The 24,517-nt window shown below is 65.0% G+C and carries 24 protein-coding genes; 9 read left to right on the top strand and 15 right to left on the bottom strand.

All coding sequences use genetic code 11. The features are described 5' to 3' along the window. From CH283_RS14635 to CH283_RS14625, 4 genes are all read right to left on the bottom strand, one after another. Positions 1-171, bottom strand: a 171-nt coding sequence (locus CH283_RS14635) for an acyl-ACP desaturase (RefSeq protein WP_176460331.1), incomplete at its 3' end; no start/stop codon positions are given. A gap of 128 nt (positions 172-299) precedes the next feature. Next, positions 300-734, bottom strand: coding sequence for a GtrA family protein (locus CH283_RS14630; RefSeq protein ID WP_141215283.1), 435 nt, complete (start codon positions 732-734; stop codon positions 300-302). Positions 735-898: 164 nt separating this feature from the next. Next, on the bottom strand, positions 899-1,066 hold the full coding sequence (locus tag CH283_RS28310) for a hypothetical protein (RefSeq protein ID WP_156516139.1): 168 nt from the start codon (positions 1,064-1,066) through the stop codon (positions 899-901). Positions 1,067-1,217: 151 nt separating this feature from the next. Next, positions 1,218-2,603 carry a maltokinase N-terminal cap-like domain-containing protein gene (locus tag CH283_RS14625; RefSeq protein WP_094640584.1) on the bottom strand — a complete coding sequence of 462 codons (1,386 nt, stop codon included), beginning with the start codon at positions 2,601-2,603 and terminating at the stop codon, positions 1,218-1,220. Positions 2,604-2,760: 157 nt separating this feature from the next. Between CH283_RS14625 and CH283_RS14620 the strand changes: the two genes are divergently transcribed. Together CH283_RS14620 and CH283_RS14615 are read left to right on the top strand one after the other, a co-directional pair. Further along, the gene (locus tag CH283_RS14620; protein ID WP_068048829.1) at positions 2,761-3,525 is read left to right on the top strand and encodes a pirin family protein; all 765 of its coding nucleotides are present in this window, start codon (positions 2,761-2,763) and stop codon (positions 3,523-3,525) included. Positions 3,526-3,637: 112 nt separating this feature from the next. After that, positions 3,638-4,114, top strand: coding sequence for a DUF4190 domain-containing protein (locus CH283_RS14615; protein ID WP_231893762.1), 477 nt, complete (start codon positions 3,638-3,640; stop codon positions 4,112-4,114). 18 nt (positions 4,115-4,132) lie between these two features. Here CH283_RS14615 and CH283_RS14610 read toward each other — a convergent pair whose 3' ends face one another. From CH283_RS14610 to CH283_RS14595, 4 genes are all read right to left on the bottom strand, one after another. Next, complete coding sequence (locus CH283_RS14610; protein ID WP_068048826.1) at positions 4,133-5,251, bottom strand: GGDEF domain-containing protein; 1,119 nt, start codon at positions 5,249-5,251, stop codon at positions 4,133-4,135. Positions 5,252-5,355: 104 nt separating this feature from the next. Then, positions 5,356-6,939: an ABC transporter permease gene (locus tag CH283_RS14605; RefSeq protein ID WP_255183215.1), complete on the bottom strand. Its 1,584-nt coding sequence runs from the start codon at positions 6,937-6,939 to the stop codon at positions 5,356-5,358. Further along, positions 6,936-7,814, bottom strand: a complete 879-nt coding sequence (locus tag CH283_RS14600) for an ABC transporter ATP-binding protein (RefSeq protein WP_094640583.1) — start codon at positions 7,812-7,814, stop codon at positions 6,936-6,938. Before CH283_RS14600 ends, CH283_RS14605 begins: the two co-directional genes overlap by 4 nt. Next, on the bottom strand, positions 7,811-8,425 hold the full coding sequence (locus CH283_RS14595; protein ID WP_255183214.1) for a TetR/AcrR family transcriptional regulator: 615 nt from the start codon (positions 8,423-8,425) through the stop codon (positions 7,811-7,813). The genes CH283_RS14600 and CH283_RS14595 overlap by 4 nt, the downstream gene beginning before the upstream one ends. Before the next feature lie 54 nt (positions 8,426-8,479). Here CH283_RS14595 and CH283_RS14590 point away from each other — a divergent pair, with 54 nt between their 5' ends. Together CH283_RS14590 and CH283_RS14585 are read left to right on the top strand one after the other, a co-directional pair. Next, positions 8,480-10,438, top strand: coding sequence for a M13 family metallopeptidase (locus CH283_RS14590; protein WP_094640581.1), 1,959 nt, complete (start codon positions 8,480-8,482; stop codon positions 10,436-10,438). A gap of 33 nt (positions 10,439-10,471) precedes the next feature. Continuing rightward, the gene (locus tag CH283_RS14585) at positions 10,472-11,782 is read left to right on the top strand and encodes a cytochrome P450 (protein WP_094640580.1); all 1,311 of its coding nucleotides are present in this window, start codon (positions 10,472-10,474) and stop codon (positions 11,780-11,782) included. On the opposite strand, the gene CH283_RS14580 is transcribed toward CH283_RS14585, so the two are convergent. The 5 genes from CH283_RS14580 to CH283_RS14560 all read right to left on the bottom strand — a co-directional run bounded on the left by CH283_RS14580 (position 11,760) and on the right by CH283_RS14560 (position 17,059). Further along, positions 11,760-12,839 carry an ABC transporter ATP-binding protein gene (locus tag CH283_RS14580; protein ID WP_068048807.1) on the bottom strand — a complete coding sequence of 360 codons (1,080 nt, stop codon included), beginning with the start codon at positions 12,837-12,839 and terminating at the stop codon, positions 11,760-11,762. The two genes, CH283_RS14585 and CH283_RS14580, sit on opposite strands and share 23 nt — an antisense overlap. Continuing rightward, positions 12,839-14,164 (bottom strand): ABC transporter substrate-binding protein, encoded by a 1,326-nt coding sequence (locus CH283_RS14575; RefSeq protein WP_068048804.1) that lies wholly within the window; start codon positions 14,162-14,164, stop codon positions 12,839-12,841. The genes CH283_RS14580 and CH283_RS14575 overlap by 1 nt, the downstream gene beginning before the upstream one ends. A 28-nt stretch (positions 14,165-14,192) precedes the next feature. Beyond that, positions 14,193-15,083, bottom strand: coding sequence for a carbohydrate ABC transporter permease (locus tag CH283_RS14570; protein WP_094640579.1), 891 nt, complete (start codon positions 15,081-15,083; stop codon positions 14,193-14,195). Further along, complete coding sequence (locus tag CH283_RS14565) at positions 15,080-16,012, bottom strand: carbohydrate ABC transporter permease (protein WP_176460333.1); 933 nt, start codon at positions 16,010-16,012, stop codon at positions 15,080-15,082. Before CH283_RS14565 ends, CH283_RS14570 begins: the two co-directional genes overlap by 4 nt. A 135-nt stretch (positions 16,013-16,147) precedes the next feature. Further along, the gene (locus CH283_RS14560; RefSeq protein WP_094640578.1) at positions 16,148-17,059 is read right to left on the bottom strand and encodes a L,D-transpeptidase; all 912 of its coding nucleotides are present in this window, start codon (positions 17,057-17,059) and stop codon (positions 16,148-16,150) included. Positions 17,060-17,355: 296 nt separating this feature from the next. Between CH283_RS14560 and CH283_RS14555 the strand changes: the two genes are divergently transcribed. Genes CH283_RS14555 through CH283_RS14540 form a run of 4 tightly spaced genes read left to right on the top strand, consistent with a single transcriptional unit; the run spans position 17,356 to position 20,478 of the window. Then, the gene (locus CH283_RS14555; RefSeq protein ID WP_094640577.1) at positions 17,356-18,081 is read left to right on the top strand and encodes a glycosyltransferase; all 726 of its coding nucleotides are present in this window, start codon (positions 17,356-17,358) and stop codon (positions 18,079-18,081) included. Further along, positions 18,078-19,073 (top strand): acyl-CoA dehydrogenase family protein, encoded by a 996-nt coding sequence (locus CH283_RS14550; RefSeq protein ID WP_094640576.1) that lies wholly within the window; start codon positions 18,078-18,080, stop codon positions 19,071-19,073. Before CH283_RS14555 ends, CH283_RS14550 begins: the two co-directional genes overlap by 4 nt. Continuing rightward, positions 19,067-19,816: a PIG-L deacetylase family protein gene (locus CH283_RS14545; RefSeq protein ID WP_094640575.1), complete on the top strand. Its 750-nt coding sequence runs from the start codon at positions 19,067-19,069 to the stop codon at positions 19,814-19,816. The genes CH283_RS14550 and CH283_RS14545 overlap by 7 nt, the downstream gene beginning before the upstream one ends. Beyond that, positions 19,813-20,478 (top strand): class I SAM-dependent DNA methyltransferase, encoded by a 666-nt coding sequence (locus tag CH283_RS14540; protein WP_255183213.1) that lies wholly within the window; start codon positions 19,813-19,815, stop codon positions 20,476-20,478. The genes CH283_RS14545 and CH283_RS14540 overlap by 4 nt, the downstream gene beginning before the upstream one ends. 27 nt (positions 20,479-20,505) lie before the next feature. On the opposite strand, the gene CH283_RS14535 is transcribed toward CH283_RS14540, so the two are convergent. Both CH283_RS14535 and CH283_RS14530 read right to left on the bottom strand, forming a co-directional pair. Further along, positions 20,506-21,246, bottom strand: coding sequence for a GAF and ANTAR domain-containing protein (locus tag CH283_RS14535; protein ID WP_176460351.1), 741 nt, complete (start codon positions 21,244-21,246; stop codon positions 20,506-20,508). Positions 21,247-21,364: 118 nt separating this feature from the next. Beyond that, positions 21,365-22,390, bottom strand: a complete 1,026-nt coding sequence (locus CH283_RS14530; RefSeq protein ID WP_068048762.1) for a zinc-binding metallopeptidase family protein — start codon at positions 22,388-22,390, stop codon at positions 21,365-21,367. A gap of 222 nt (positions 22,391-22,612) precedes the next feature. Between CH283_RS14530 and nhaA the strand changes: the two genes are divergently transcribed. Further along, entirely contained in the window at positions 22,613-24,469 is a 1,857-nt protein-coding gene (gene nhaA, locus CH283_RS14525) for a Na+/H+ antiporter NhaA (protein ID WP_094640573.1), read from the top strand. Positions 24,470-24,517: the final 48 nt, after the last annotated feature.

Raw genomic sequence — 24,517 nt, 5'->3', positions numbered from 1 at the left:
CTCCGGGTCGTAGTCCTGGCCGCCGAGTGCGGCGAAGTTGCGACCTTCGTCCCACGGGACGTAGTCGTGAGGGTGCCACTCCCGCGCCATCGAGATGTGGCGGTTCACATTGTCCTCGGCAGTGGGCACCAGCTCTTGCAGAAGCTCGAGTTGTGTCAGATCCCTGGCCATCGAGATGCCTCCTCGCGTTGACGTCAGCTCGCAAGCCTAGAGCGATCGATGCGCGACATGCGGAGGCTTGCCCGGATTCTGTTAGAGGTAGCAATCGATGTCTGCGCGCAATGGTGCAACGTCACAGCTCAGCGAGCAGCGAGACCGGATCCCGAGGACGCGAGCGTCGCCGGACGGAACACCCAGCCACGGAGAGCGAGGAACCGGGCGGCTCCGAAGATGCCACCCACAGCGATGACGACCAGAACTTGGACGTACGTCGGCGGTGCCGGGAACAGGATGTGCACTGCGGCCAGTGAGGCGGTACTCAGGCCGAGCCCGATCAGGGCCAGTCCCCCGGCTTCCCACTGCGTCTGGAACCAGCCGACACGACCGGCCGCATGAAAGGTGTGACGGCGGTGCAGCTCGTTGGCGAGCACGGTACTCGCGGCCACACCTGCGAGGTTGGCAGTGAACGATCCGAGAGAAGCGAGGGCGACGAACAACAGGGCGTACACACCGTTGCTCGATACCCCGACGATCACGAAGCGCGTGAACTGAGCGAGCACCGACTCGCCGAGCATCCGCGACCTGATGCGGGGCGCACAGCCCGACGATCCGGACGCGGCCGGAGCTTTCAGGGAAGTGCTCACGAGGACTCCAGTTGTAGAACCGGAAGCGTCGGTCGGCGCTTCGACTCGATACAACTCCGCCCGAGAACGAATCGGTCTCGGGCGTGACGGAAGTCTCAGGCCTTCGTGGAACTTTCTTCCCGGGCGCGCTTCTTGCGGTCCAGGTCGATGTTGAGACTGTTGGGCTTGATCGATGCGACGAACAACACCGCAACGAGCACGACCACCACGACGATGGTGATGACGACCACCGCGATGCCGAAAATTGCCAAGATACCGTTCATGTCCTGCCTCCCGTGTCAGGCAATACGGTACTTGTCGTAGACAGGCCGGTCGACCACGACCCCTGGGTCGTTGCTGCAGGCTCCACTCCCGCCCCCTGAGACCGTTACTGCAGGCTCCACTCCCGCCCCCAGCTCAGCATCAGCTCACCGATCAGCTCACCAGGCGCGCCACGGCGCGCAGCGGCAACGACAGCCAGGTGGGCCGGTTGCGTGCCTCGTACAGAACTTCGTACACGGCCTTGTCCAGCTCGTATGCGCGCAACAGGTCGGCCTCCTCGCGGGGATCGTGCCCGGCCACCGAGGCGTAGCCGTCGAAGAATGCAGCGATGCTGCGGGCCGCCCACTTCTCGGCTCGCTCTCGCGCCGACTGGTCCTCGGGCAGATCGACCAGCAGGTGGTTGGCGGCGTAGTCGAACGAGCGCAACATTCCCGCCACGTCACGCAGAGCGCTGTCCATCTGCCGACGCTCGGCCAAGGTCTTCGCCGGCTCACCCTCGAAATCGATGAGCAGCCACCGTTCGGGGGTGCCCAACACCTGACCCAGATGCAGGTCACCGTGGATCCGCTGCACCGTGGTGCTGTTCGACGCCTCCGCCCGAGAGATCAGCGCGGTCGCCGCCGGGATGTACTGCTCGATCTCCGGCACCACCCTGGCGACTCCCGAGATGCGGGCGAGGATCTCCTCGACGGCGGTCGACTCGACCGACCGTTCGGCGGTGCCCAGCACCGATGCGAGGTCGTGGTGCACCTGCGCCACGGCTGCTCCGATTCGGTGGGCGTCCGGGGCGAAATCTGCGGGCAGGTCTTCGATGGGCGTCTCCGGTGAGTCGAACACCTCCTGCACGCTGGCCAGCGCCGCAGTCCACCCCTCGGCGGAGTTCGCGGCGAAATCCTGAGCCATGCCGAGCGTCGTGGGTTCACCACCGACTTCGGTTTCCAGCCAGCCCCGAAGCGGTGCCACGTTGACGCTCCCCGCCTGTGCCAGCGCGCGATGCAGCTCCACATCCGGACTGATTCCCGGCGGCACCTGACGAAACAGCTTGAGCAACAGCAGATCACCGAGAATCACCGAGGTGTTGGACTGCTCGGCCCCGAGAACCCGACCGCGCAGACCGCTCGGCACACTCGAACCGTCGACGACCTTGAATTCGATGCTGCCAGTGGCTTTTCCGGCAGCAAGGGCATCTCCGTACAGGCCGATGATCTCGGGGTCGCGTAGACCGTCGTAGACGGCCACCTCGCCCGCCACGGGCAGCAACCACGGTCGGAGGTCGTCGGTCGGTTCGGTTCGGAAGCCCAGGGGCACCTGGTAGGTCTGCACGACGGCCGCGCCGTCCTGCGTCAACTGCACCTCCACCAGCAGATGCTCGGCCGCGAAGTGCGGTTCGTCTCGGAGCACGTCGCGCGCGACGATCCGCACCGAACTCACCGTCGAACCCTTTGCGCCGAACCACCGTTGACCTGGCAACCACGCCGCCAAGGCGTCCTCGAGCTGGGGTTCGACCGTGCGTGCCACACTCGAGCTGGAACCGACCATGAGAATTTCTCGCCGCCTTCTTCGGAGTTTGCGAAGCATGTGAGCGTACGTAGCGAAACCTACCCACTCCCGGTGCCGCCCACACACCGACAGCAAAGACACCCGAACGTTATGCAGGTCGTACGCCCGTGCACAGACATGCTCGTAGAGTGGTCTCATGTCCGCTCCACTGACCGCCCACATCGACGTACATCGTGCCGGTGATCGATCGAAAACCCGTGTGTCCTGGCTGGACTCGAAACATTCGTTCTCCTTCGGCCAGCACTACGACCCCGACAACACCCATCACGGACTGTTGCTGGTCAACAACGACGACATCGTCACTGCCGGTCAGGGATTCGAGACGCATCCGCATCGCGACATGGAGATCGTCACGTGGGTGATGCAGGGTTCACTGGTGCATCAGGACTCCATCGGTCATTCCGGAATCATCTATCCCGGCCTCGCGCAACGGATGACCGCGGGCAAGGGCATCATGCACTCCGAAAAGAACGACTCCTGGAGCATCGACGGCAACAAGCACACCGAACCCGTTCGCTTCGTGCAGATGTGGGTACTTCCGGACAGCCCCGGTGTCACTCCCGGGTACGAACAGCTCGAAATCGGCGACGAATTACTGCGAGGCGGCTTGGTCACCGTCGCGTCGGGGATGGACAAGCACCGCGGGCAGGCGGCGATCGGCATCTCACAGAAGTCGGCTGCGCTGCACGCCGCCAGGCTGTTGCCCGGAAATTCGGCGACGGTGCCCGACGCCCCGTTCGTGCACCTGTTCGTCGCGCGCGGCACCGTCACGCTCGAGGGGGTGGGCGAGCTCTGGGAGGGCGACGCCGTCCGCATGAGTTCGACTGGTGGACAAACCATCACCGCTACCGAGCCGGCCGAGGTGCTGATCTGGGAGATGCATTCGCGACTCGGCGGTTGACAACCACGTTCGATGACAAGTTGATCACGGGAGCGCGTGGGGGCCTGTGCGCACAACAGACACCTGCATACACTCCGAGCGTTCACGATCGCCGATCTCGGAGGTACTCGACGTGTCGAATCAGAATCCGCCGCCTGGAAACTATCCCCCGCCCGGAAACTACCCTTCACCTGGTGAGTACCCCCAGCAGGGCGGGTACCCACAACAGCCGGTAGCCCCGAAGAACACGGTCGGCACCGTGGCTCTGGTCCTGGCGATTCTGGGTTTGTTGTTCTCCTGGACCATCGTCGGCGGAATTCTTCTCGGCCTGATCGCCATCGTTCTCGGTTTCATCGGACGGTCCAGGTACAAGAAGCGCACCGCCACCAACGGCACCGTGTCACTCGTCGCGATCATTCTCGGCTTCGTGGCCGCAGCTCTGTCGATCGTTCTCGTCGTCGTCGGCGTCGGCCTGTTCAACGCAGTGGGTGGCCAGGACTTCACCGACTGCCTGAGCAACGCAGGCAGCGATACTGCGGCGCAACAGCAGTGTGCCGACGAATTCCAACAGAACGTCGAGAACCAGTACGACGACTCGACTCCGAACTGAGTCGTAGCGTCGCTGCACTCACGTCTCGGTGCCTGACGGAGTCCGATCGTTTCGGGGCGTCGAGCCCGCCACGACCACCTGATTGCCGCCCTGCTGTTTGGCCTCGTACATCGCCGCATCGGCACGTCGCAGCAACAGTGTGGTGAGTTCGACGACGTCGAAACCGATGCCTTCGGCAACGGGATATGTGCAGTGCGCGACGCCGATGCTCACTGTCAGTGGTGCGGGGTCCTCCGCGAAATACGCGGCACCCCGATACTTCTCGGCCAGTGCGAGGGCCTCGTTCTCGGCCGATTTGGTCACCACCGCGAATTCTTCACCGCCCACCCGCGCGACCAGCACACCGTCCGTGGTCAACCGGCGTGCGACGAGCTGCAGGGCGGCGTCCCCCTGGTGGTGACCGAATCTGTCGTTGATCGACTTGAATCGGTCCACGTCGACGACCATCACCGAGACATCGGTCGCACCGAGGAAATACACCGGGAGCGCCTCGTCGAGCCCTCGCCGATTGCGCACCTGAGTGAGCGGGTCGAAGTTGGCCGCCTGCGCTTGGACCTGCAGTTTGAGGAGCAGGTACTGGAAGAAGGTGGGGCCCATGAACGTGATGGGCACGAGCACCACGAGTTGCGCGATGGCCAGACCGTGATCGGCCTCGGGCGAGAGCAGGATCAGCACGAAGAACAGCGTCATGGCCGCTCCGGCCCACAGCAGATGCAGCGCCATGACCCTCGGACTGTGGAAGAGCTGGACGTACACGCTGTTGGCTGCGAGCATCGCCAGAGCCAAGAAGGCGGTCTGCGGCGATCCGTAGGACAACAGAACCAGCGTTACTCCGATGTCCGAGTACGCGGCGAACATCACCGATACCCGCTTCGACGGCCACGGAGCCTTCAGCCAGGCGATACCGACCAACAGCGTCGACACGATCGCAACGACGAAGACCGACCTGGCGATCGCCGAGGTCGGCGGGGCGTCGGTGAGCCAGAGCAGCGCAGCAGCACCGAGTCCGTACGTGAACGTGCTCAGAGATGCAGCGAGGCGATACGGTGCGAGCGCACCGTGCAGGTCGAGGTAGCTGACCACCGACTCGTAGCTGTGTGGCTGGTTCCACCAGGTGCGCAGGAATGTCGATTGCACGTAGCCTCCATGCGCGTTCGGCTCAGAGATCACGGAACCGACAGGACGCCACCATGTCGGGCCGGGCCGGGCAAATCGGCCACGTCGATGCTATCGGACCCCCGTCAGCCTCGGATGTCTCTTCGTCGGAATGCTGTGAAACCTCCTATACCGACGACGATGGCCACCGCGACGAGCCAGCCGATCGGCACCGGGGTGAGCGTTGCTCCCGGCAGTCTCGGAACATGGGTGAAGGGCGACAGATCGAGCCACGGCTGCGGCAGGCCCACCACGGACCCGACCTGGCCGAGGGCGACGAAACCGGCCAGCACGGCCCACAGGACGGTCGCGAATCGAGGAAGAGCTCCGAACAGTGCCACGCCGATGGCCGTCACCACCCATACGGCCGGCAGCTGAACGAGTGCACCGACCAGAACGGACGGCAGTTCGCCTGTGACGTCGCCGGTGGCCGACCCGTACGTCAGCCCGATGGCGAGGCCGACGACCAGCAGCAGCCACGCTGCGCCGAGGACCGCGCACAGCAGGTGACCTGCCAACCACCGCGCTCGCGAAACCCCGGTGGCCAGCACGATCTCGGCCAGGCCCGCCTCTTCCTCGCTGTGCAACCGCAGCAGAGCCGAGACAGCGAACGCGGCGACTACCACGCCCACGATGCTCAGCACAGCGGCGATGAACGACTGCTCGACGGTGCTGCCACCGAACTTCTCCAGTGCCTCGCCGATGGCAGCGCTGCTGCCGAGTTGGTCACCGATCCCGCCGGTGGACGATCCGATGGCGATGCCGAACAGAGCAAGCCCGACGGTCCAGACGGCTACGGTCCCGCGCGAGAGACGCCACGCGAGAGCGATCGGCCCGGACAGCGAGGGTGCGGCCGCTGCACGGCCGCGGTGTTCGGCCCGCAAGCCGGCACCGAGATCGCGTCGATTCGCAGCGGCGAACGCGCCGACGCAGAATGCTGCGGCGGTCGTCAGTGACAGCATCATCGGCCACCACCGCTCGTCGGCGAACGGCCGTACCTGCGCCGACCAGCCGATCGGCGAGAACCACGAGAGGGTGCCCGAGCCTGCGTCGCCGATCGCACGCGCTGCGAACACCACGGCCAGCACGCCGAGGGCGTAACCGCGAGCCGCTCGCGCCCCCGACGCCACCTGTGCCGCCACGGCCGCACAACCGACGAAGACGAGTCCGACCACGGCGACCGACGCCCCGTATGCGACGCTCCCGGCTAGCGGGAGCCCGAATCCCCACAGCGAGATCGACGACAACGCGCCCGTCGCCGCCACCCCGCCGCCCGCCGCCAGCATCGCTGCCGCCAGACCCGCGTGCCGTCCCACGGCCGTCGACCCGATCAGCTCGGTCCGACCCGCATCCTCCTCACCGCGGGTGTGCCGAACCACGGTGAGGATCGCCGCCAGCGGAACCAGTGCCAACACCAGCCCCGAGCGCCACGCCACCAGGGCACCGAGATCGCTGCCGAAGATCGGGCCGACGAGTGCCGCCTGTGCCGGTGCCGACAGCGTGCCGAGATAGAAGGCCTGACGGTCCGCCGCCGTCGGATACAGACCCTCGAAGCTGACCGCGTAGAGCAAGGGCAGCGCGCCGAGCAGAACGATCCACACCGGTGCCACCACACGATCGCGGCGCAGATACAACCGCAGCAACGCCCCCGTCCCGGTCAGGGCATTCATGCGTAGTACCTCAGGAACAGTTCCTCGAGCGTCGGAGCGGAACTGGCCAAGCTCCGCACTCCCGCGTCGGCCAGCACGTGCATCGTCGCCGCGAGGGCGTCGTTCTCGACGGTGCAGGTGACGGAGGAACGGTCCACGCTCACCGCGCTCACTCCGGGCAGTGCCGCCAGACCGTCGGGCACTCGGTCGAGCACCGCGGTGATCGTGGTGCGGGTCAGGTGCCGCATCGAGGCCAGAGTCCCGGTATCGACCGTCCGCCCCTCTCTGACGATGGTCACCGAACTGCACAGCGCATCCACCTCGGACAGGATGTGCGAAGACAACAGCACCGTGACTCCGCGTCGGGCAGCATCTTTCACGCATTCGCCGAAGTGCTGTTCCATCAGCGGATCGAGTCCCGATGTGGGTTCGTCGAGGATCAGCAACTCGACGTCGGAAGCCAGGGCCGAAATCAGCGCGACCTTCTGCCGATTGCCCTTGGAGTAGGTGCGGGTGCGCTTGCCCGGGTCGAGGGAGAACCGTTCGAGCAATTCGGCGCGGCGGGCGGGGTCGAGACCGCCGCGCATTCGGCCGAGCAGATCGATCACCTCACCGCCGGTGAGCGACGGCCACAGGGTCACGTCGCCGGGAACGTAGGCCAGACGTCGATGCAGCGCCACCGTGTCGGCCCACGGATCGCCGCCGAGCAAGCGCACCTGTCCCGACGTCGGGCGGACGAGACCGAGCAGAACCCGAATGGTCGTGGATTTGCCTGCCCCGTTGGGGCCCAGGAATCCGTGCACCTCACCAGTCGGTACGTGCAGGTCCAGTCCGTCGAGCGCCCGGACCGAACCGAACGTCTTCACCAGGCCGTCCACGGAAATTGCTTCGGTCATGACGTGGCCTCCAGATAGGTGTCCAAAGCCTGGGAGTCGGTGAACAATCCGTCGGTGTAGAGCTCGAGTGCAGGAAGCATGATCTCGTCACCGAGCGCGCTCAGGGCCTCGCGGAAATCGACGTCGGGGCCGGCCATCTGCACGTACAACAGCAGTCCGCCGACGTTCTGCCGCGTCAGGAATCGGGCGCGTGCCGCAGAGTCTCGACTGGGTGTGAAACGGCCGTCGCGAACACCGTCGTCGATGTAGCGGACGGCGTCGTCGACCATGTGCTCGAACAACTCTCGCGCCAATGTGCCGCCTGCGGAGAAGCTCCGCACGATGTAGGCGACAAGCGGGGCGTACTCGTCGATTCGGGCGAGCTGTTCCATCATTCCGGCGGGGGCGGACGACGCGGCCTTCGACTCCCGGATCACCCGCAGGACGTGCTCGTCGCACGCAGTACGCAGGCCGTCCTTGGACCCGAAGTGGTGATTGAGCAGCCCCGGAGAGACACCTGCCGCGGTGGCGATGGACCGCACGCCCGCGGTGAAACCCTGCGAGCCGAAAACGCCGATCGCGGTGTCGCGGATTCGAGCCTTGGTGGTGAGATCCTCCGATGCTGTACGCATGTACAGCACACTAAACATCCGTTCAATCAGACGCAAGAGTGTAAAGATGGACGGATGACTTCAGTAGTGAACTCGGGCATCGATCTCAGCTACCAGGACGAGAACACACGCGCGCAGGACGACCTGTTCGTGCACGTCAACGGCAAATGGCTCGAGGAGTACGCCATCCCGGCCGACCGCGCCGTCGACGGCGCATTCCGCACCTTGTACGACCGTGCCGAGGTCGACGTCCAGACCATCATCGAAGAGTCCGCCGACGCGAACCCGCCAGCGGGCAGCGATGCGCAGAAGATCGGCGACCTGTTCTCGAGCTTCATGGATGCCGACCGCGCGGAGCAGCTCGGCGTGACTCCCATCGCCGACGAGCTCACCGCCATCTCCGACGCCACCGACCTCGTCACCCTCGCAGGCGTTCTCGGCTCCCTGCAGCGCACGGGCGTGGGCGGCGCCATCGGCCATTACGTCGACACCGACGCCAAGCAGTCCGATCGCTACCTCGTGCACTTCAGCCAGTCCGGAATCGGTCTGCCCGACGAGTCGTACTACCGCCAGGACGAGTACGCCGAGATCCGCTCGAGCTACATCGCGCACATCTCGAAGATGTTCGCGCTCAGCGGCATCGAGTACGACGCGCAGACGGTGTTCGACCTCGAGCAGAAGATCGCCGCCGGTCACTGGGATGTGGTCGCCAGGCGTGATGCCGAGAAGAGCTACAACCTCGTCGATTTCGACACGCTGGTCAAGAGCGGTGCCGGGTTCAATTGGGCTGCATGGATTTCCGGGCTCGGCGCAACCACCGAGCAGTTCGCCGAGATCGTGGTTCGGCAGCCTCCGTTCCTCAGCACTTTCGTCTCGCTGTGGAATTCCGAGGACATCGAAGCGTGGAAGGCGTGGCTGGCGTGGCGCGTCGTGCATTCACGGGCACCGTTTCTGACGAGCGCGATCGTCGACGAGAACTTCGCGTTCTACGGAACGACGCTGACCGGAACGGAGGAGAACCGCGAGCGCTGGAAGCGCGGCGTCTCCCTGGTGCAGGACGTGCTCGGTGAGGCCGTCGGAAAGCTGTACGTCGAACGCCACTTCCCGGCCGACTCCAAGGCTCGAATGAAGGTGCTGGTCGACAATCTCACCGAGGCGTACCGCCGCAACATCTCCGAGCTCGAATGGATGAGCCCGGAGACTCGACAGAAGGCGTTGGACAAGCTGGGCAAGTTCACCCCCAAGATCGGCTACCCCGATCGGTGGCGTGACTACTCGGGCGTCGAGATCAGCGCCGACGACCTGCTCGGTAACTACCGCCGCGGCTACACCGCGGACTACCAGCGCGACCTCGACAAGCTCGGCGGACCCGTCGACCGCGACGAGTGGTTCATGACGCCACAGACCGTCAACGCGTACTACAACCCCGGTATGAACGAGATCGTCTTTCCCGCAGCCATTCTGCAGCCACCGTTCTTCGACCCCGAGGCCGACGACGCGGCCAACTACGGCGGTATCGGAGCGGTGATCGGCCACGAGATCGGTCACGGATTCGACGATCAGGGTGCCAAGTACGACGGTGACGGCAACATGGTCGACTGGTGGACCGACAGCGACCGCACCGAATTCGGCAAGCGCACCACGGCCCTGATCGAGCAGTACAACGAGTTCGAGCCCAAGGCCCTGCCCGGCCACAAGGTGAACGGCGAGTTCACCATCGGCGAGAACATCGGCGACCTCGGTGGTCTGTCGATCGCCGTCGCCGCGTACGAGATCTCGCTCGAAGGCAAACAAGCACCGGTGCTCGACGGTTTGACCGGCCTGCAGCGAGTGTTCTTCGGCTGGTCGCAGGTGTGGCGGACCAAGGCTCGCGACGCCGAGGCGATCCGCCGACTCGCCGTCGATCCGCACTCGCCGCCGGAGTTCCGCTGCAACGGCGTCGTGCGAAATCTCGACAGTTTTCACGAAGCATTCGACGTACAGCCCGGAGATGCGCTGTACTTGGACCCGGGGAAGCGCGTCAAGATCTGGTAGTTCCAGGTAGGGCAATCGGGGAGGGAATTTCTGATGAGGGAATACGCACGCTGGCTGGCTGCTCACGGGGTGATTCGGTTTGCGGCCAAACGCGCAGCGGCCGCGGGCGATCCGCAGGCGATGCTGGTGGCCGACCCGGTGACGCGGGCAAATCCGACGCCTGTCTACGAGAAGCTGCGCGCCACCGCACCGCTGGTGAAGACTCGGATCTCCAACATCACCGTGCATCACCGGGTGGCGTTCGACCTGCTGCGCTCGGACGACTTCCGCGTCACGCAGCTGGGTGCGACCCTTCCCGGGCCGTTGCGGTGGATCGAGGAGCACACCAGATCCGGGGCACTGCACCCGATTCTGCCGCCCTCACTGCTCTCGGTTGAGCCGCCGGACCACACCAGGTACCGGAAGCTGGTGTCCTCGGTCTTCACCGTCCGCGCAGTGCAGAAGATGCGCGATCAGGTGCAGGAAACGGCCGATGCTCTCCTCGACGAGCTGTCCGACGGCTCCCCGGTGGTCGACATCGTCGATCGCTACTGCGCGCGCCTGCCGGTTGCTGTGATCGGGCGGATCCTCGGTGTACCGGTCGAGGACAATCAGCGGGTTCTCGAATTCGGTGAGATGGCTGCACCCAGTCTCGACATCGGCCTGTCGTGGGATCAGTTCAAGCAGGTCGAGCGTGGCCTGATCGGATTCGACGCCTGGCTCTCGCAACACATCGCAGAACTGCGCCGCAATCCCGGTGACGATCTGATGAGTCAGCTGATCGCCGCGAAGGACGAGGGCGTCGGCCTCAACGACGAGGAGCTCAGGGCCACGGCGGGATTGGTGTTGGCCGCAGGTTTCGAAACCACCGTCAACCTCCTCGGCAGCGGCATCCAACTGCTGCTCGACAACCCCGACCAGCTCGCCGTACTGCAGCAGGACCCGTCGCACTGGCCGACGGCCATCGACGAAATGTTGCGGATGGAATCACCGGTACAGCTGACCGCACGGATGGCCAAGCGCGACGTCGAGGTCGAGGGAGTGACGGTGCACGAGGGCAAGCTCGTCGTGCTGGTGCTCGCCGGTGCCAATCGGGATCCGCTGGTGTTCGAGGACCCGGACAGGTTCGACGTCACCCGCGCCAATGCCGGCAAACACCTGTCGTTCTCGGGTGGACGCCACTACTGCCTCGGGGCAGCGCTCGCGAAGGCAGAATCCGAAGTGGGCCTGAAGGCGTTGTTCGACAGATTCCCCCACCTGCGCTCGGCAGGCGAAGGAACCCGTCGCAACACCCGAGTCCTGCACGGATGGGCCACGCTGCCCATCGACCTCGGTGAACCGGCTACGACAACCGCAGGCCGGTAACGGAGTCGAAGAAGAACAACTCGTCGAGCTTGGGCACCAGTCGAATGGTTTCGGCCAGTGCGATCGACAACTTCCGGTCGACACGAACCGCGATGCGGCCGGAGGTTGTCGACCAACCGCCGTCGGTGCTGGGCGCGGAGGCGTAGACGAACGACTCCGCACCCAGCTCCTCGATCAGCTCGACGGTGAGCTGCAACCCACCACCGTCACCCACCAGATCCCACGACTCCGGCCGAATACCTACAACGACGCGCTCGCCCGCCGAGGACGGGACGGGTATGCGCAACTCGCCGAGTACGGCCGCGCCGTCGCGCACCGGAGCGTCGACCAGATTCATTCCGGGTGACCCGATGAATCCCGCGACGAACGTGTTGACGGGGTTGTCGTAGAGCTCCCGCGGAGCGGCGATCTGCTGCAGCTTCCCGTCGAGCAGAACCGCGACGCGATCACCCATCGTCATGGCCTCGACCTGATCGTGGGTGACGTACACCGTAGTGGTGCCCAGTCGTCTTTGCAGACCGGCGATCTGGGCTCTGGTCGACACCCGCAGCTTGGCGTCGAGGTTGGACAGCGGTTCGTCCATACAGAACACCTTGGGTTGACGCACGATCGCGCGCCCCATGGCCACTCGCTGACGCTGCCCGCCGGAGAGCTTGCCGGGCTTGCGACCCAGCAACGGCTCGAGCTCGAGCATCCTCGCCGCGTCGAGTACTCGTGCTGCGGTGTCGGACTTGCTCATTCCGGCATTGCGCAGCGCGAATCCCATGTTGTCGCCGACGGTCATGTTGGGGTACAGCGCGTAGTTCTGGAACACCATCGCGACGTCCCTGGCCCGCGGAGCCAGCGAGGTGACGTCCACTCCGCCGATGTCGATGCGACCGCTTTCGACGGACTCGAGACCGGCGAGCATCCGCAGACTCGTCGACTTCCCGCAGCCCGAAGGTCCGACGAGAACGATGAATTCACCGTCCGCGATGTCGAGTTCGAGGTTGTCGACAGCGAGCGAATCGGCACCCGGGTACCGGTGCGACACACCGGCGTAGTGAACGGCGGCCATTACTTCGGCAGCTTCGGGGTGATCTGGCGGTCGATGATCTGCTGCAGCTGATCCGAGATGGACGCGAACGTCGTTGCGACATCGGCGTTCTGCAGCGCGATCTGCTCGAGTCCGCTGCCGATGATCTTGTCACCACCGGGGACGAACACGCGGGCGTAGTCCTGCGAGCGAGTCAGCGCCAATTGGTCCACGGCAGTCTTCGCGTTGGGGTTCGCCTCGAGGAAGGCGATCTCCGACGGGTCCTGCTGCGCAGACTTGCGGACCGGCATGTAGCCGGTGTTCTGCGAGAAGTAGGCGGTGTTGGCACCGTTGGTGACGAAGTCGATGAACTTCAGCGCGTTCACCTTTCGCTCCTCCGAGATCTTCGCCGGAATGGCCAGGCCTGCTCCACCGGTGGGGCAGCCGGGAGTGCCGTCGGTGGCCGGCAGGAAGGCGGTACCGAACTCGAACGCGGCACCGGCCTTGATGGTGGAGAGGTCGCCCGTCGAGGCGATGGTGGACGCCAGGATGCCCGCGGCGAAGTCGTTGGCGATGTCGTTGGACACCGCGGCGTACTTCTTCGTGTGGATCATGTCCTGCAGGAACTTGCCTGCCGCAATGGTATTGGGGTCGTCGAACTTCAGCTCGAACTGATCGGAGTACGATCCGCCGAACGTCCAGATCGGTCCCTCGAACGTCCATCCGAGGTAGTCGACAGCGTTGCCCCAACCGTGAGCGAGCTTGCCGTCTCCGACGACGGCCTGGATCCGCGGGCCCCACTCGTCGAACTCCTGCCAGGTGGCCGGCCCGCGATCGGGCAGTCCGGCCTGCTGCCACACGGCCTTGTTGTAGTAGAACAGCGGCGTCGAGCGCGCGTACGGCAAGGCCCAGTGGTTGCCGTTCCAGTTGTAGTCGGCCAGCAGCGAATCCACGTAATCGGACTGGTCGACGCCTGCTGCGGAGAAGTGCTTGTCGAGCGGCTCGATCGCACCGGTGAGCGCGTAGTTGAACCACCAGACGTCCGAGAGCACGACCACGTCGGGCACATCGTTGCCCGAGAGCGCCGCGTTGAACTTCTGCGACACCTCCTCGTAGTTCTTGCCACCGTCGATGAGATTGACCGTCAGGCCGGGGTTCTCCGCCTGGAAGCGCGAGATCAGTTCCCTCTCGAACTCCTGGGACTTGCCCGGGTGGTTCGACCAGAAGTTGATGGTGTTCGCATCGCCTTCGACAGCCTCGCCGCCCGACCCGCCCGATCCGGGGCCGCTGCACGCCGCGAGAGCTGCGGCGGCCGCAGCTGCGCCGGTGAGCGTGAGGAAGCCACGCCGATTGATGATGTGTGCCATGGTGTTCGACTCCTGATAGTGAGGTGAATCAGCCCTTGACCGCACCGGAGGTGAGGCCCTTGATCATGTGGCGTTGCAGGACGAGAAAGACGAGAAGGATCGGCAGAATGGTCAGCACCGTCGCGGCCATCACCGCGCCCCAGTTGGTGTAGCCCTCACTGTTCTGGAGCAGCGTCAATCCCACCGGAAGCGGTGCGACCGAGGAGTCGTCGGACATCAGGAACGGCCAGAGGTATTCGTTCCATTCGGTGACGATCGTGATGATGGCGAAGGCCACCATGGTCGGGCCCGACAGCGGCAGGATCACCCGGAACATCAGCCGTACCGGCCCGGCACCGTCCATCCGCGCGGCTTCGATGATCTCGGGCGGCAACGACAGGAAGTGATTGCGCATCAGGAAGGTACCGAAGGCGACGCCGGCCAGCGGAATGATGATGCCCTGGAACGAGTTTCGCCAACCCAACTCGGAGATGAGCGAGTAGTTGGAGATGACGGTGATCTGATTGGGCACCATGAGCGCGGCGATGATGACGAGAAAGACGATGTTCTTGCCCGGGAAGCGCAGGAACACCAGACCGTACGCGCTGAGTACCCCGAGGACGAACTTGATGGACGACACGGCCGTGGTGATGATGATGGAGTTGCGCAGGTACGTGAAGAACGGCACCTCCGTCGTCGCCTCGTCGTAGTTCTGCGGATGAAAGACGCTGGGCCACCACGTGACCGGCTGCACGTAGATGTCCGGTCGATCCTTGAAGGAGGTGATCAGGATCCAGAACAGTGGCAGCCCGATCATCAGCAGAACGGCGACCATGGCCGCGTATCCGAGGATGTTCGCGTTGCGACGCGCACGCTGCGGGTCGCGCGGTCCTGGCGCTTTCTCCGGCGTCGCCGTATCGGGCTTGTCGGTCACAGTCATCGCTGATCGTCTCGATCCATGATTCGTACCTGCACGAGCGTGACGATCAACAGCACGAGGAACAGGATCGTCGCGACGGTGGCACCGTAGCCGGCTCGGAAGTTGCGGAACGTCTCCTCGTAGACCTGGTAGACCATCGTGGTGGTGCCGGTGCCCAGCGGGCCGCCGCGCGTCATGACGTTGATGATGTCGAAGACCTGCAGCGAATTGAGCAGCACCGTGATCGACAGGAAGAACGTCGTCGGACGCAGTTGCGGCAGAAGCACTTTGCGGAACGTGGTCCAGCGGCTCGCCTGATCGATCTCGGCCGCTTCCATCAATTCCTTGCGCACGCCCTGCAGGGCCGCCAGGTAGATGACGAAGGTGTAGCCCAGGTTCTTCCACAGGTACGTCACCGTGATCATGACCATCGCCCACTTCGGGTCCTGATAGAAATCCGGAACCGCGCCGAGGCCGAGGCGTCGCATCAGATCCTGGACCAGCCCGAAGTTGGGGTCGAAGACGAATTGGAACGCGATGCCGATCGCGGCACCCGAGATGACGTACGGGGCGAAGACTGCGGAGCGAACGAAGTTGCGGCCCCGGAGCTTTCGATCGAGCAGCAGCGCCAGCACCAGGCCGAGAACCAGTGAGCCCACCACCGCGGCGACCGTGAACACGACGGTGTTGCCGACGATCTGCCAGGTGTCCTCGCGGGAGGCCCACTCGCGGTAGTTGTCGAAGCCGACGAACGTGGAGGTGGGCGAGGACAGGTTCCAGTCGAAGAACGAGAACTGGAAGTTCTCGACCAGCGGCCGATACGTGAACACGCCCAACAGAACCAGGTTGGGGCCCACGAGAATCAGGAACAGTGCGTAATCGGTCCACGGCCGGGAGAAGAAACGCTTCTCGCGTGCCCTGGGCAGCACTCGTTCGGTTGTTGCACTCACTGCGAGGACTGTGCTCAGCCCCGGCCAACGAATGGTGAACTGAGCCCCAACGTCCCCTGTCGCTCAGGCCAATTGCTGCGCAGTGGTGCGGTTATGTGCCCGCTGTGGCACTCAACCGCACCACCCCCGCAGGCACTAGCGGTTCCAGTCTCCGAGACCGTCGGATCCGCTCAGGGTTCCGCCGTCGGTGTTGACGACGATGACGGGGTCGCCCTTCTGGACGTTCTCGAAGAACCACTTGCCGTCTTCGGTGCTGACGTTGAGGCAGCCGTGCGATTCGTTGGAGTAGCCCTGCTGCGATTCCGACCACGGGGCGGCGTGCACGAAGATGCCGCTGTAGGAGATGCGCGTCGCGTACTCGACGTACGTGCGGTAGCCCTCCTCGGAGTCGATCGGGACGCCGTACGTGGACGAGTCCATGTACATGTCGCGGAACCGCTCGCCGACGATGTAGGTGCCGTTGGGGGTTTCGTGTCCGACCTTGCCCATCGAGGTGGGCATGGTGCGGACGACCTCGCCGTTGCGGGTGACGGTGATCTGCTTGGTGTTGTCGTCGGCCGTGGTGATGATGGAGTCGCCGGTGGAGAATTCGGCTTTCGCTCCGCCGGCCTCGACGGTCACCTGGGTGTGCGCCGGGTAGAACTCGTTGGGCAGCCAGCGGACCTGGGTGTCGTTGATCCAGTAGAAGTGGCCGTCGACGGACGGGTTCGTCGTGACGCGAATCGCTCGCAGGGCGGCGTCACGATCACCGATTGCCTCGTCGAAGCGGATGGCGATGGGCTGCGCGACTCCGACGACCTCGCCGCCGGAGGGGCTGATGCTCGGATCGGCGAAGTTCGCGGGCGCGAGCTGCGGGACGATCTGCTGCTGGGGAGCGGGCGCAGCCGGATCCGAGGACCCCGGCACGCCGGGGATGGAAACGTCCGGGCCGCCCGGCCACAACGGCGCGGCCTGTGCCGAACCGAATGCGGCGGACGCAGCAAGGGCTGTACCTGCAACGATCGCGCCGATACGGGCGAATCTGCGTGTGCGAACCGGTGATGCCATGTAACCCGACCATCCTTCGTGCTGCGTCGCGATGCCCACCGACAGAGCTGTGCGTGAGCAAAGCCCATTAACACATACCGCCCCGACATTTGCTAATCGGATATTTCTGAAACGGGCGAAAGAAACCACGAGTACGAGTATCTTCCCGCAACCGGTCCCGAGCGCTGTCTTTGCAGGCCAGGACGCATGTGTCGGCAGCCGGGGAACGGGTATGTGCGAGGGAAGCACATCCCGTCCAGACACCGGCGGTTTCCGAAACGGACTCTTCTTCGTCCGGTGTCCGAAAAGGGTGGACCGTGGTCGTCGATGCTTTCCCCCGTACCCCAGTCAGTCACATCGTCGTCGTCGTACCCGCGCACAACGAGCAGGATCTGCTCGACGCCTGTCTGACGGCACTGTCACGGGCGGAGCGTCGCGCCGTCGAGGTGGCGGCGGTGACCGTCTCGACGGTCGTCGTACTCGATGCGTGCACCGACGACTCGGCGCACATCGCCGCACGTCACCCGTCCGTGTCGGCGATCGAGGTGGTGCATCGCAACGTCGGAGCGGCCCGGGCCGCCGGATTCGCGAGCGGCTCGCGAGACGGCAGTCGGCTCGACGCCACCTGGTTCGTCACCACCGATGCGGACACCAGGGTGGGTGAGGACTGGCTGCTCGGCCATCTTCGGCATGCCGGCGAGGGCGCCCGGGCAGTAGCCGGGACGGTGGCGGTCGATTTCGAGGGCCACGTAGAGGAGAACCTCGGGTTGCGATCGTCGTACGACGCGCACTACCGGCACGAGTTCGGCCACCCACACGTGCACGGCGCCAACCTCGGCGTCCGAGCGACGGAGTACTTCGCCGTCGGCGGGTTCGCACCACTGGTCACCGGCGAGGACCACGATCTGGTCCGACGCCTCGAGCTCGGCGGTATCGAGTGCCGTCGGGTGTGCGACATTCCGGTCACGACGTCCGGCCGACTGCGCGGCCGAGCGCCCGACGGCATGGCCGGATTCCTACGTTCCCTGGAGGCCACCGCATGAGCGAGACCGATCTCGTCGAATCCACAGACCGCGCGAATATCGACACCGGTCTGCGCAACGCGTTCTTGGCGTTCGAGGCGGACGGTCGCCTCGACCTCGCGCTGCCCGGCTCGGGATACACCGATCTGCGCTGGCAGTCGCTCGCCGCCCTGAGCCGTCACAACACGGTGCTGGGCCGGTGGTCCGAAGCGCACACCGACGCGATCGCGATCCTGCACGAACTCGACGGCCCGACGCCACAGCGCGGGCAGATCTGGGGAGTGTGGGCTGCGGAACCGCCTGCGCCGATTCTCGAAGCGGTGCTGGAGGACTCCGGCTGGGTTCTCACCGGGACGAAACCGTGGTGCTCGGGTGCGTCACTGTGCACGAACGCTCTGGTCACTGCGCGCGTCGAGGGAAGTCCTCGGCTGTTCGCCGTCGATCTGACGCATCCGGGCGCAACCCCGGTACCCGACACGTGGCATGCCGTGGGGATGAGCGAAAGCGATTCCGGCTCGGTTGCATTCGACAGCGTCCCGGCCGTTGCGGTCGGCGGACCGACCGATTACCTCACCCGTCCTGGCTTCTGGCACGGTGCCATCGGGGTGTCGGCAGCCTGGTTCGGTAGCGCGTGCGCGGTGGCGGACACGCTGCACGCCGCCGTTCGCACCAGGCCGGACCCGCACCGTGCCGCACATCTCGGTGCCATCGCAGCGGCACTCGGTGCGGCGTCGAGTGCACTGACCACCGCGGCCGCCGAAGTGGACGCCGATCCGTTCGACCGTTCCGGTCGAGCCCGAACCCGAGCCCGCATCGTGCGGGCAGTGGTCGAGGACGCGGCCACCCAGTGCATCGACCGCGTCGGCCGCGCTCTCGGTGCCGGCCCGCTGTGCAGCGATGCCGAGCACGCGCGGCGCGTCGCAGATCTCACCGTCTATCTGAGGCAGAGCCATGCCGAACGCGATCTCGAAGCCCTCGGGCAGGACATCGCCGAGGAGGACAACCCATGGTAGAGAACGCATTCGACGCCGAAGTCGATGTCGGTACCGCCGAATCGGATTGGATGTCGGCCGACTGGTCCATCCCCGGTCTGCAGTGGAAGGACGTCGTCACGATGGTCGTCGTCGCCCCGCACCCGGACGACGAGGTACTCGGCGTCGGTGGCCTGCTGTCGTTGGCGGCCGCGGCAGGGGTCGACGTGAGGGTGGTCGCGGTGACCGACGGTGACGGCTCGCACCCCGGTTCCCCGACGGTGACGGCGGAGGATCTGCGGGCACGACGCCCCGTCGAGTCCGAACGCGCGTTGGCGGAGTTGGGAATCGACCACTCTCCGACGCGGTTGCAGATCGCCGACGGTGCCGTCGAGCAGCACGAGGGTGCGGTGGCCGATGCATTGATGCCGTTGCTCGACGCCACCCCGGGCACCTGGTGCCTGACGCCATGGCGCGGAGACGGTCATCCCGACCACGAAGCGACCGCGCGGGCCTGTCTCACTGCGGCGAATGCCGTCGGGATACCGGTGGTCGAGTACCCGATCTGGATGTGGCACTGGGCAACTCCGAACCATCCTGCAGTTCCGTGGACACGATGCCGCCGTGTCGATCTCCCGGCGCATACCCTCGACGCCAAGCGCGCGTCGATCGAGCAGTTCGATTCTCAGATCCGGCCCCTGTCCGATCACCCCGCGGATCGAGCGGTGTTGCCCCCGCACATATTGGCCCGCTACCGGCGACCGTTCGAGGTGGTGTTCGCATGAGCATGGATTCTCGGACGAGCCCCGGTTCTCCGACCAGCCTGAGTGCCGACTACTTCCGCAATGTCTATGCGGCCAGGGACGATCCGTTCATGCTCGACAGCAAATGGTACGAGCGACGCAAGTACGCATTGACCATGGCCTCATTGCCGAAGCCTCACTATCGGCGAGCACTCGAACCCGGTTGCTCCATCGGCGTGCTCACCGAACAGTTGGCGACCCGGTGCGATCACGTGGTGTCGACCGATGTGGTGGACAGTGCCCTCGATTCGGCCCGCACGCGTGTAGGTGAGACTGCCGCAGTCGAATTCGCGTTGTGGTCGTTGTCCGACCATTGGTCGGCATTGCCGACACCCGAGGAGACGTTCGATCTGATCGTCGTCAGCGAGGTCGGCTACTACCTCGACGCCGCGGATCTCGCATCGGCGATGACGCGCGCCGTCGACCACCTGGAAGCAGGGGGCACTCTGGTGGCAGCGCATTGGCGTCACGACGTGGACGACTATCCGATCTCGGGTGATCGCGTGCACGAGATCATCGCCGCAACAACCGGTTTGGCGCTACTGAGTCGCTATCTGGACGAGGACGTTCGGATCGAGGTCTTCGTCGCCTCGGACGGTCCGGCGGTGTCGGTCGCGAGCACCGACGGCCTCGATGTGCGCTGACTGCGCTCGACCTCCAGGAGACGGGGCTCAGTCGGTCGATTTCGCGGCGTCGATGACCAGCTGTTCGGCGAGATCGGCGAGTTTGACGTTGGTGTCCTGAGACAGCTTGGCCAGCAAGGCGAATGCCGCCTGCGAGTTCAGGTTGTAGCGCTCCATCAACATGCCCTTGGCCTGACCGATCAGGTCTCGACTGGTCAGCGCGGCCCGAATCTGCTGCTCCTCGCGTGCGGTGGAGAACGCGATGGCCGCGTGCGCTGCGAACAGCGAACCGATCGACTCGGCCTCGGCACTGAAGGCGTCGGTACGAGTGGAATGCAGGTTCAGTGCGCCGAAGTTGACTCCCTCGACGTAGAGCTGGAAGCAGATCATGCTCTTGACCCCGAGCGCAGACGCCGCGTCGGCGAACAGCGGCCAGCGGGTGTCGCTGTCCATGTCGTCGATCCTGATGGTGGTCTGTTCGATCGCCGATTCGAGGCACGGTCCCTCGCCCAGCTGCTCCTGAATCTTGTCGCAGTGGCCGGCGGGCTCCCCACACAGCGCGGCGCTGTGTACGAACTTGCCCTGCAGCACGGTGGTGATGGACGCGAATTCTGCGGACGGCACGTTGGCCACCGCGGACTCGGTGATGACGGCCAGAACTCGATCGGGATCCGAATGCTGACGCCGCAGCTTCTCGGCCACCTCGGCCATCCGTCGACTCAGCTCGAAATCGTTGACCCGCGAGCGCGTGCCCGTCGAATCCATTGTCTGCTCGCTGATGGTCGTCACCTCGTCCTGCTGTTGCACGAGCCCTGCTACTGCGCAGGGGCGCATCCCGGCATCGGCGGTGTGCCGACAACACAGGATACGCCCCTGATGGCAAAGCTCAACGACCGTTAGCGGGGCATCAGAGTGTGCTGGGTGCGATCAGCGAGTGCACGAACCCGATTTTCTTCACGACGGTCGGCGGCAGCACGAACGGGTAGAGGTCCTGGTGTCCCATCGATCGGTTGATCTGGTTCAGCGCCCACGACAGCGGCAACCACCAGTCGACGATCTGATCGAAGCCGACGTCACCTGGCAACGGGCTCTCCAGCGTCGAACCGGCCGGGGCCATACCGAACGCTGCGGCCGTGTCCAGGGTGTCGCGGATGTGCAGGTAGTGCGCGAACGTCTCGGCCCAGTCCTCGGCAGGGTGCATGGTGGCGTAGGACGAGACGTAGTTGTCCTCCCAGCCCTCGGGCGCACCTTCGCTGTAGTGGCGGTCGAGGGCGTCCTGGTAGCTCGAATCCGGATCCCCGAACAGCTCCTCGAAGGCCGCGCGATGCTCACCGTCTCCGACCAGCACCATCTGGTAGTAGTGGCCGATCTCGTGCCGGAAGTGCCCGACGAGCGTGCGATACGGCTCGGACATCGCGACGCGCAACTGTTCGCGGTGCACGTCGTCTCCCTCGGCGAGGTCGAGGGTGATCAAGCCGTTGTCGTGGCCGGTCATGACCTGTTGTTCTGCGCTGGAGAGCAGATCGAACACCAGGCCGGTCGCGGTGTCCTCGTCCCGGCCCACGATGGGCAGCCCCAGTTCGGTCAGTTCGAGCACGACGCGACGCTTGTTGGTCTCGGCGTCGGCGTACGCGGCCATCGCGTCGACGTCGTCGTCGGCGGGGCGAGTGCGGGTGAGCCGGCAGGACACGCAGAGATCGTCGGTGTCGGCCGTGTCGACGAGCCAGTTGCAGCGCGCAGTGTTGAGGTTGGCGCACATCTTCCACGTGGCCCCGTCCACCTCTGCCTCGGCGACACCGTCGTCGGCCTTGTCCGGGAGCACCAGCAGGGCTCTGCTCGGCAGATGGAAGCCGAGTGCGCTCGAGCAGCTCAGGCACAGTGAGTTCTCGAACGACAGCTTCTGTCCGCATTTGCGGCAGATGAAATCACGCATGGATGTTCCTTCGTGGCAGGGGTGAGTCGGGCTCGTATTCCCGTTTCTGGACGGACTAATGCCGTTCATCGAATATGTTGTGCACATCTCCCTCGCCGTGCGGCGAGTTCGACAGCGCAATAACGTTACTCTGCGGGCTGTCACCTGCAAGGAAGCAAACCGTCGACCCACACGTTGGTACAGACTGCTTCACAACACTCTTCGAGAGGATGCGGGCCGCAGATGGCAGATCAGATCACGCCGACGAATCGGCCCATGGCACGTTTCGCCGAACGGATCTCGCGGGCCCGCGGCGAGAAGAACAGCGAAACCCTGGCGGCGGGCTTCTTGCTCGCAGCGACACTGATCGCGCTGATCTGGGCCAACTCACCCTTCGGCGAGACCTACCAGTCGTTCTGGCACACCGAACTCTCGGTCACCGTCGGCGAGCACGGCATCTCCCTCGACCTCGCCCACTGGGTCAACGACGGGCTCATGGCGTTGTTCTTCTTCGTCGTCGGGCTCGAGGTCAAGCGTGAGTTCGCGATGGGTGAGCTCACCGACCGATCCCGTGCCGCGATACCGATCGTCGCGGCGATTGCCGGTCTGGCCGCGCCCGCGTTGCTGTTTCTCGCCTTCAATCCGTCCGGGCCTGCCGCCCAGGCATGGGGCGTCGTGATCTCCACCGACACCGCGTTCCTCCTCGGGGCACTCGCCGTCCTGGGACCGAAGAAGGCCGCTCGGTTACGCATCTTCCTGCTCACGCTCGCTGTCGCGGACGATGTGGGTGCGCTGGCGATCATCGCCTTCTTCTACACCGACAACCTCGATGTGGTGCCGTTGGTGCTGGCGTTCGTCGGTCTGGGGCTGATCTTCCTGCTGCGTCGGCTCGAGGTGTGGCGCGGCGTCGGGTACTTCGTCGTCGCACTGTTCACCTGGGTTGCGATGTACGAGTCCGGAGTTCACCCCACCCTCGCGGGAGTGATGATCGCCTTGATTCTTCCGGTGTATCCGCCGCGCCGTACCGAGGTGGAACGCGCGGCGGATCTGACACGCGCGTTCCGACAGTCGCCCAATCCCGAATACGCCCGCGCGGCCCGTCTCGGGCTCGATCGCGCGGTGTCGGTCAACGAACGTCTCATGCGGCTCTACCAGCCGTACACGGCGTTCATCATCGTGCCGATCTTCGCGCTCGCCAACGCCGGAGTCGTCCTGAGCTCGGACACTCTGAAAGCCGCGTCGACCTCGACACTCACCTGGGGCATCATCGCCGGTCTCGTCCTCGGCAAGCTCGTCGGAATCACGGCTGCCTCCGCTGTTTTCGCGAAGTTGAGACCGTCGTCCCTGGCTCCGGGCCTGACGCTGTCACACATCGCAGGCGGTGCCGCGATGTCCGGAATCGGATTCACGATCTCGTTGTTCATCATCGATCTCGCACTCGACGACCCGTTGCTGGCCGACGAAGCACGGGTCGGCGTGTTGGTGGCCTCGGTGATCGCCGCGGTACTCGGCTGGGTTCTCTTCCGCATCGACGAGAAGATTCATCCTCCGAAAGCCGAAGCCTCTCTCCGCATTCTGCGTCCGGTCGACGCCAAGCGCGATCACATCCGCGGTCCGGTGGACGCACCACTGACGATCGTGGAGTACGCGGACTTCGAATGCCCGTTCTGCAGCAAGGCAACCGGCAGCGTCGCCGAGGTACGCAAACACTTCGGCGACAACCTGCGCTACGTCTACCGGCACCTGCCGCTCGACGACTATCACCCGCACGCCCGCTACGCCGCGTACGCCAGCGAGGCCGCCGCAGCGCAGGGGAAGTTCTGGGAGATGGCCGATATGTTGTTCCGCAACAGTGATGCTCTCGAACCCGACGACATCGACGGCTACGCACGCGAACTCGGCCTCGACATGGACAAATTCGAGGACGACATCCGCACCGGCGACCACGTCGTTCGCGTCGAGGACGACGAACTCGACGCCTCGTCCTCGGACGTGGACGGCACCCCGACCTTCTACCTGGGACGCGGCGACAAGAACCTGACCCGACACATCGGACCGTACGATGCGGCGACGTTGATCCGGGAACTCGAATCCATGTGAGCGCGGGCAAGGTTGCACAGAACACGTCCGCGTCGACCGAATCCCGTC

The organism is Rhodococcus sp. 05-2254-2, assembly GCF_002259095.1.
Lineage (GTDB): Bacteria > Actinomycetota > Actinomycetes > Mycobacteriales > Mycobacteriaceae > Rhodococcoides.
The sequence above is the reverse complement of the archived record's forward strand: the minus strand, read 5'-3'. Positions and strand labels throughout refer to the sequence as shown.

Excerpts from the sequence above, each read along its gene's own strand:
- CH283_RS14605 (WP_255183215.1), bottom strand. The coding sequence starts at position 6,939 with ATGAATGCCCTGACCGGGACGGGGGCGTTGCTGCGGTTGTATCTGCGC.
- nhaA (WP_094640573.1), top strand. The coding sequence starts at position 22,613 with ATGGCAGATCAGATCACGCCGACGAATCGGCCCATGGCACGTTTCGCC.
- CH283_RS14545 (WP_094640575.1), top strand. The coding sequence starts at position 19,067 with ATGGTAGAGAACGCATTCGACGCCGAAGTCGATGTCGGTACCGCCGAA.
- CH283_RS14625 (WP_094640584.1), bottom strand. The coding sequence starts at position 2,603 with ATGGTCGGTTCCAGCTCGAGTGTGGCACGCACGGTCGAACCCCAGCTC.
- CH283_RS14630 (WP_141215283.1), bottom strand. The coding sequence starts at position 734 with ATGCTCGGCGAGTCGGTGCTCGCTCAGTTCACGCGCTTCGTGATCGTC.
- CH283_RS14590 (WP_094640581.1), top strand. The coding sequence starts at position 8,480 with ATGACTTCAGTAGTGAACTCGGGCATCGATCTCAGCTACCAGGACGAG.
- CH283_RS28310 (WP_156516139.1), bottom strand. The coding sequence starts at position 1,066 with ATGAACGGTATCTTGGCAATTTTCGGCATCGCGGTGGTCGTCATCACC.
- CH283_RS14620 (WP_068048829.1), top strand. The coding sequence starts at position 2,761 with ATGTCCGCTCCACTGACCGCCCACATCGACGTACATCGTGCCGGTGAT.
- CH283_RS14600 (WP_094640583.1), bottom strand. The coding sequence starts at position 7,814 with ATGACCGAAGCAATTTCCGTGGACGGCCTGGTGAAGACGTTCGGTTCG.
- CH283_RS14550 (WP_094640576.1), top strand. The coding sequence starts at position 18,078 with ATGAGCGAGACCGATCTCGTCGAATCCACAGACCGCGCGAATATCGAC.
- CH283_RS14585 (WP_094640580.1), top strand. The coding sequence starts at position 10,472 with ATGAGGGAATACGCACGCTGGCTGGCTGCTCACGGGGTGATTCGGTTT.
- CH283_RS14540 (WP_255183213.1), top strand. The coding sequence starts at position 19,813 with ATGAGCATGGATTCTCGGACGAGCCCCGGTTCTCCGACCAGCCTGAGT.
- CH283_RS14530 (WP_068048762.1), bottom strand. The coding sequence starts at position 22,390 with ATGCGTGATTTCATCTGCCGCAAATGCGGACAGAAGCTGTCGTTCGAG.
- CH283_RS14560 (WP_094640578.1), bottom strand. The coding sequence starts at position 17,059 with ATGGCATCACCGGTTCGCACACGCAGATTCGCCCGTATCGGCGCGATC.
- CH283_RS14580 (WP_068048807.1), bottom strand. The coding sequence starts at position 12,839 with ATGGCCGCCGTTCACTACGCCGGTGTGTCGCACCGGTACCCGGGTGCC.
- CH283_RS14595 (WP_255183214.1), bottom strand. The coding sequence starts at position 8,425 with ATGCGTACAGCATCGGAGGATCTCACCACCAAGGCTCGAATCCGCGAC.
- CH283_RS14570 (WP_094640579.1), bottom strand. The coding sequence starts at position 15,083 with ATGACTGTGACCGACAAGCCCGATACGGCGACGCCGGAGAAAGCGCCA.
- CH283_RS14575 (WP_068048804.1), bottom strand. The coding sequence starts at position 14,164 with ATGGCACACATCATCAATCGGCGTGGCTTCCTCACGCTCACCGGCGCA.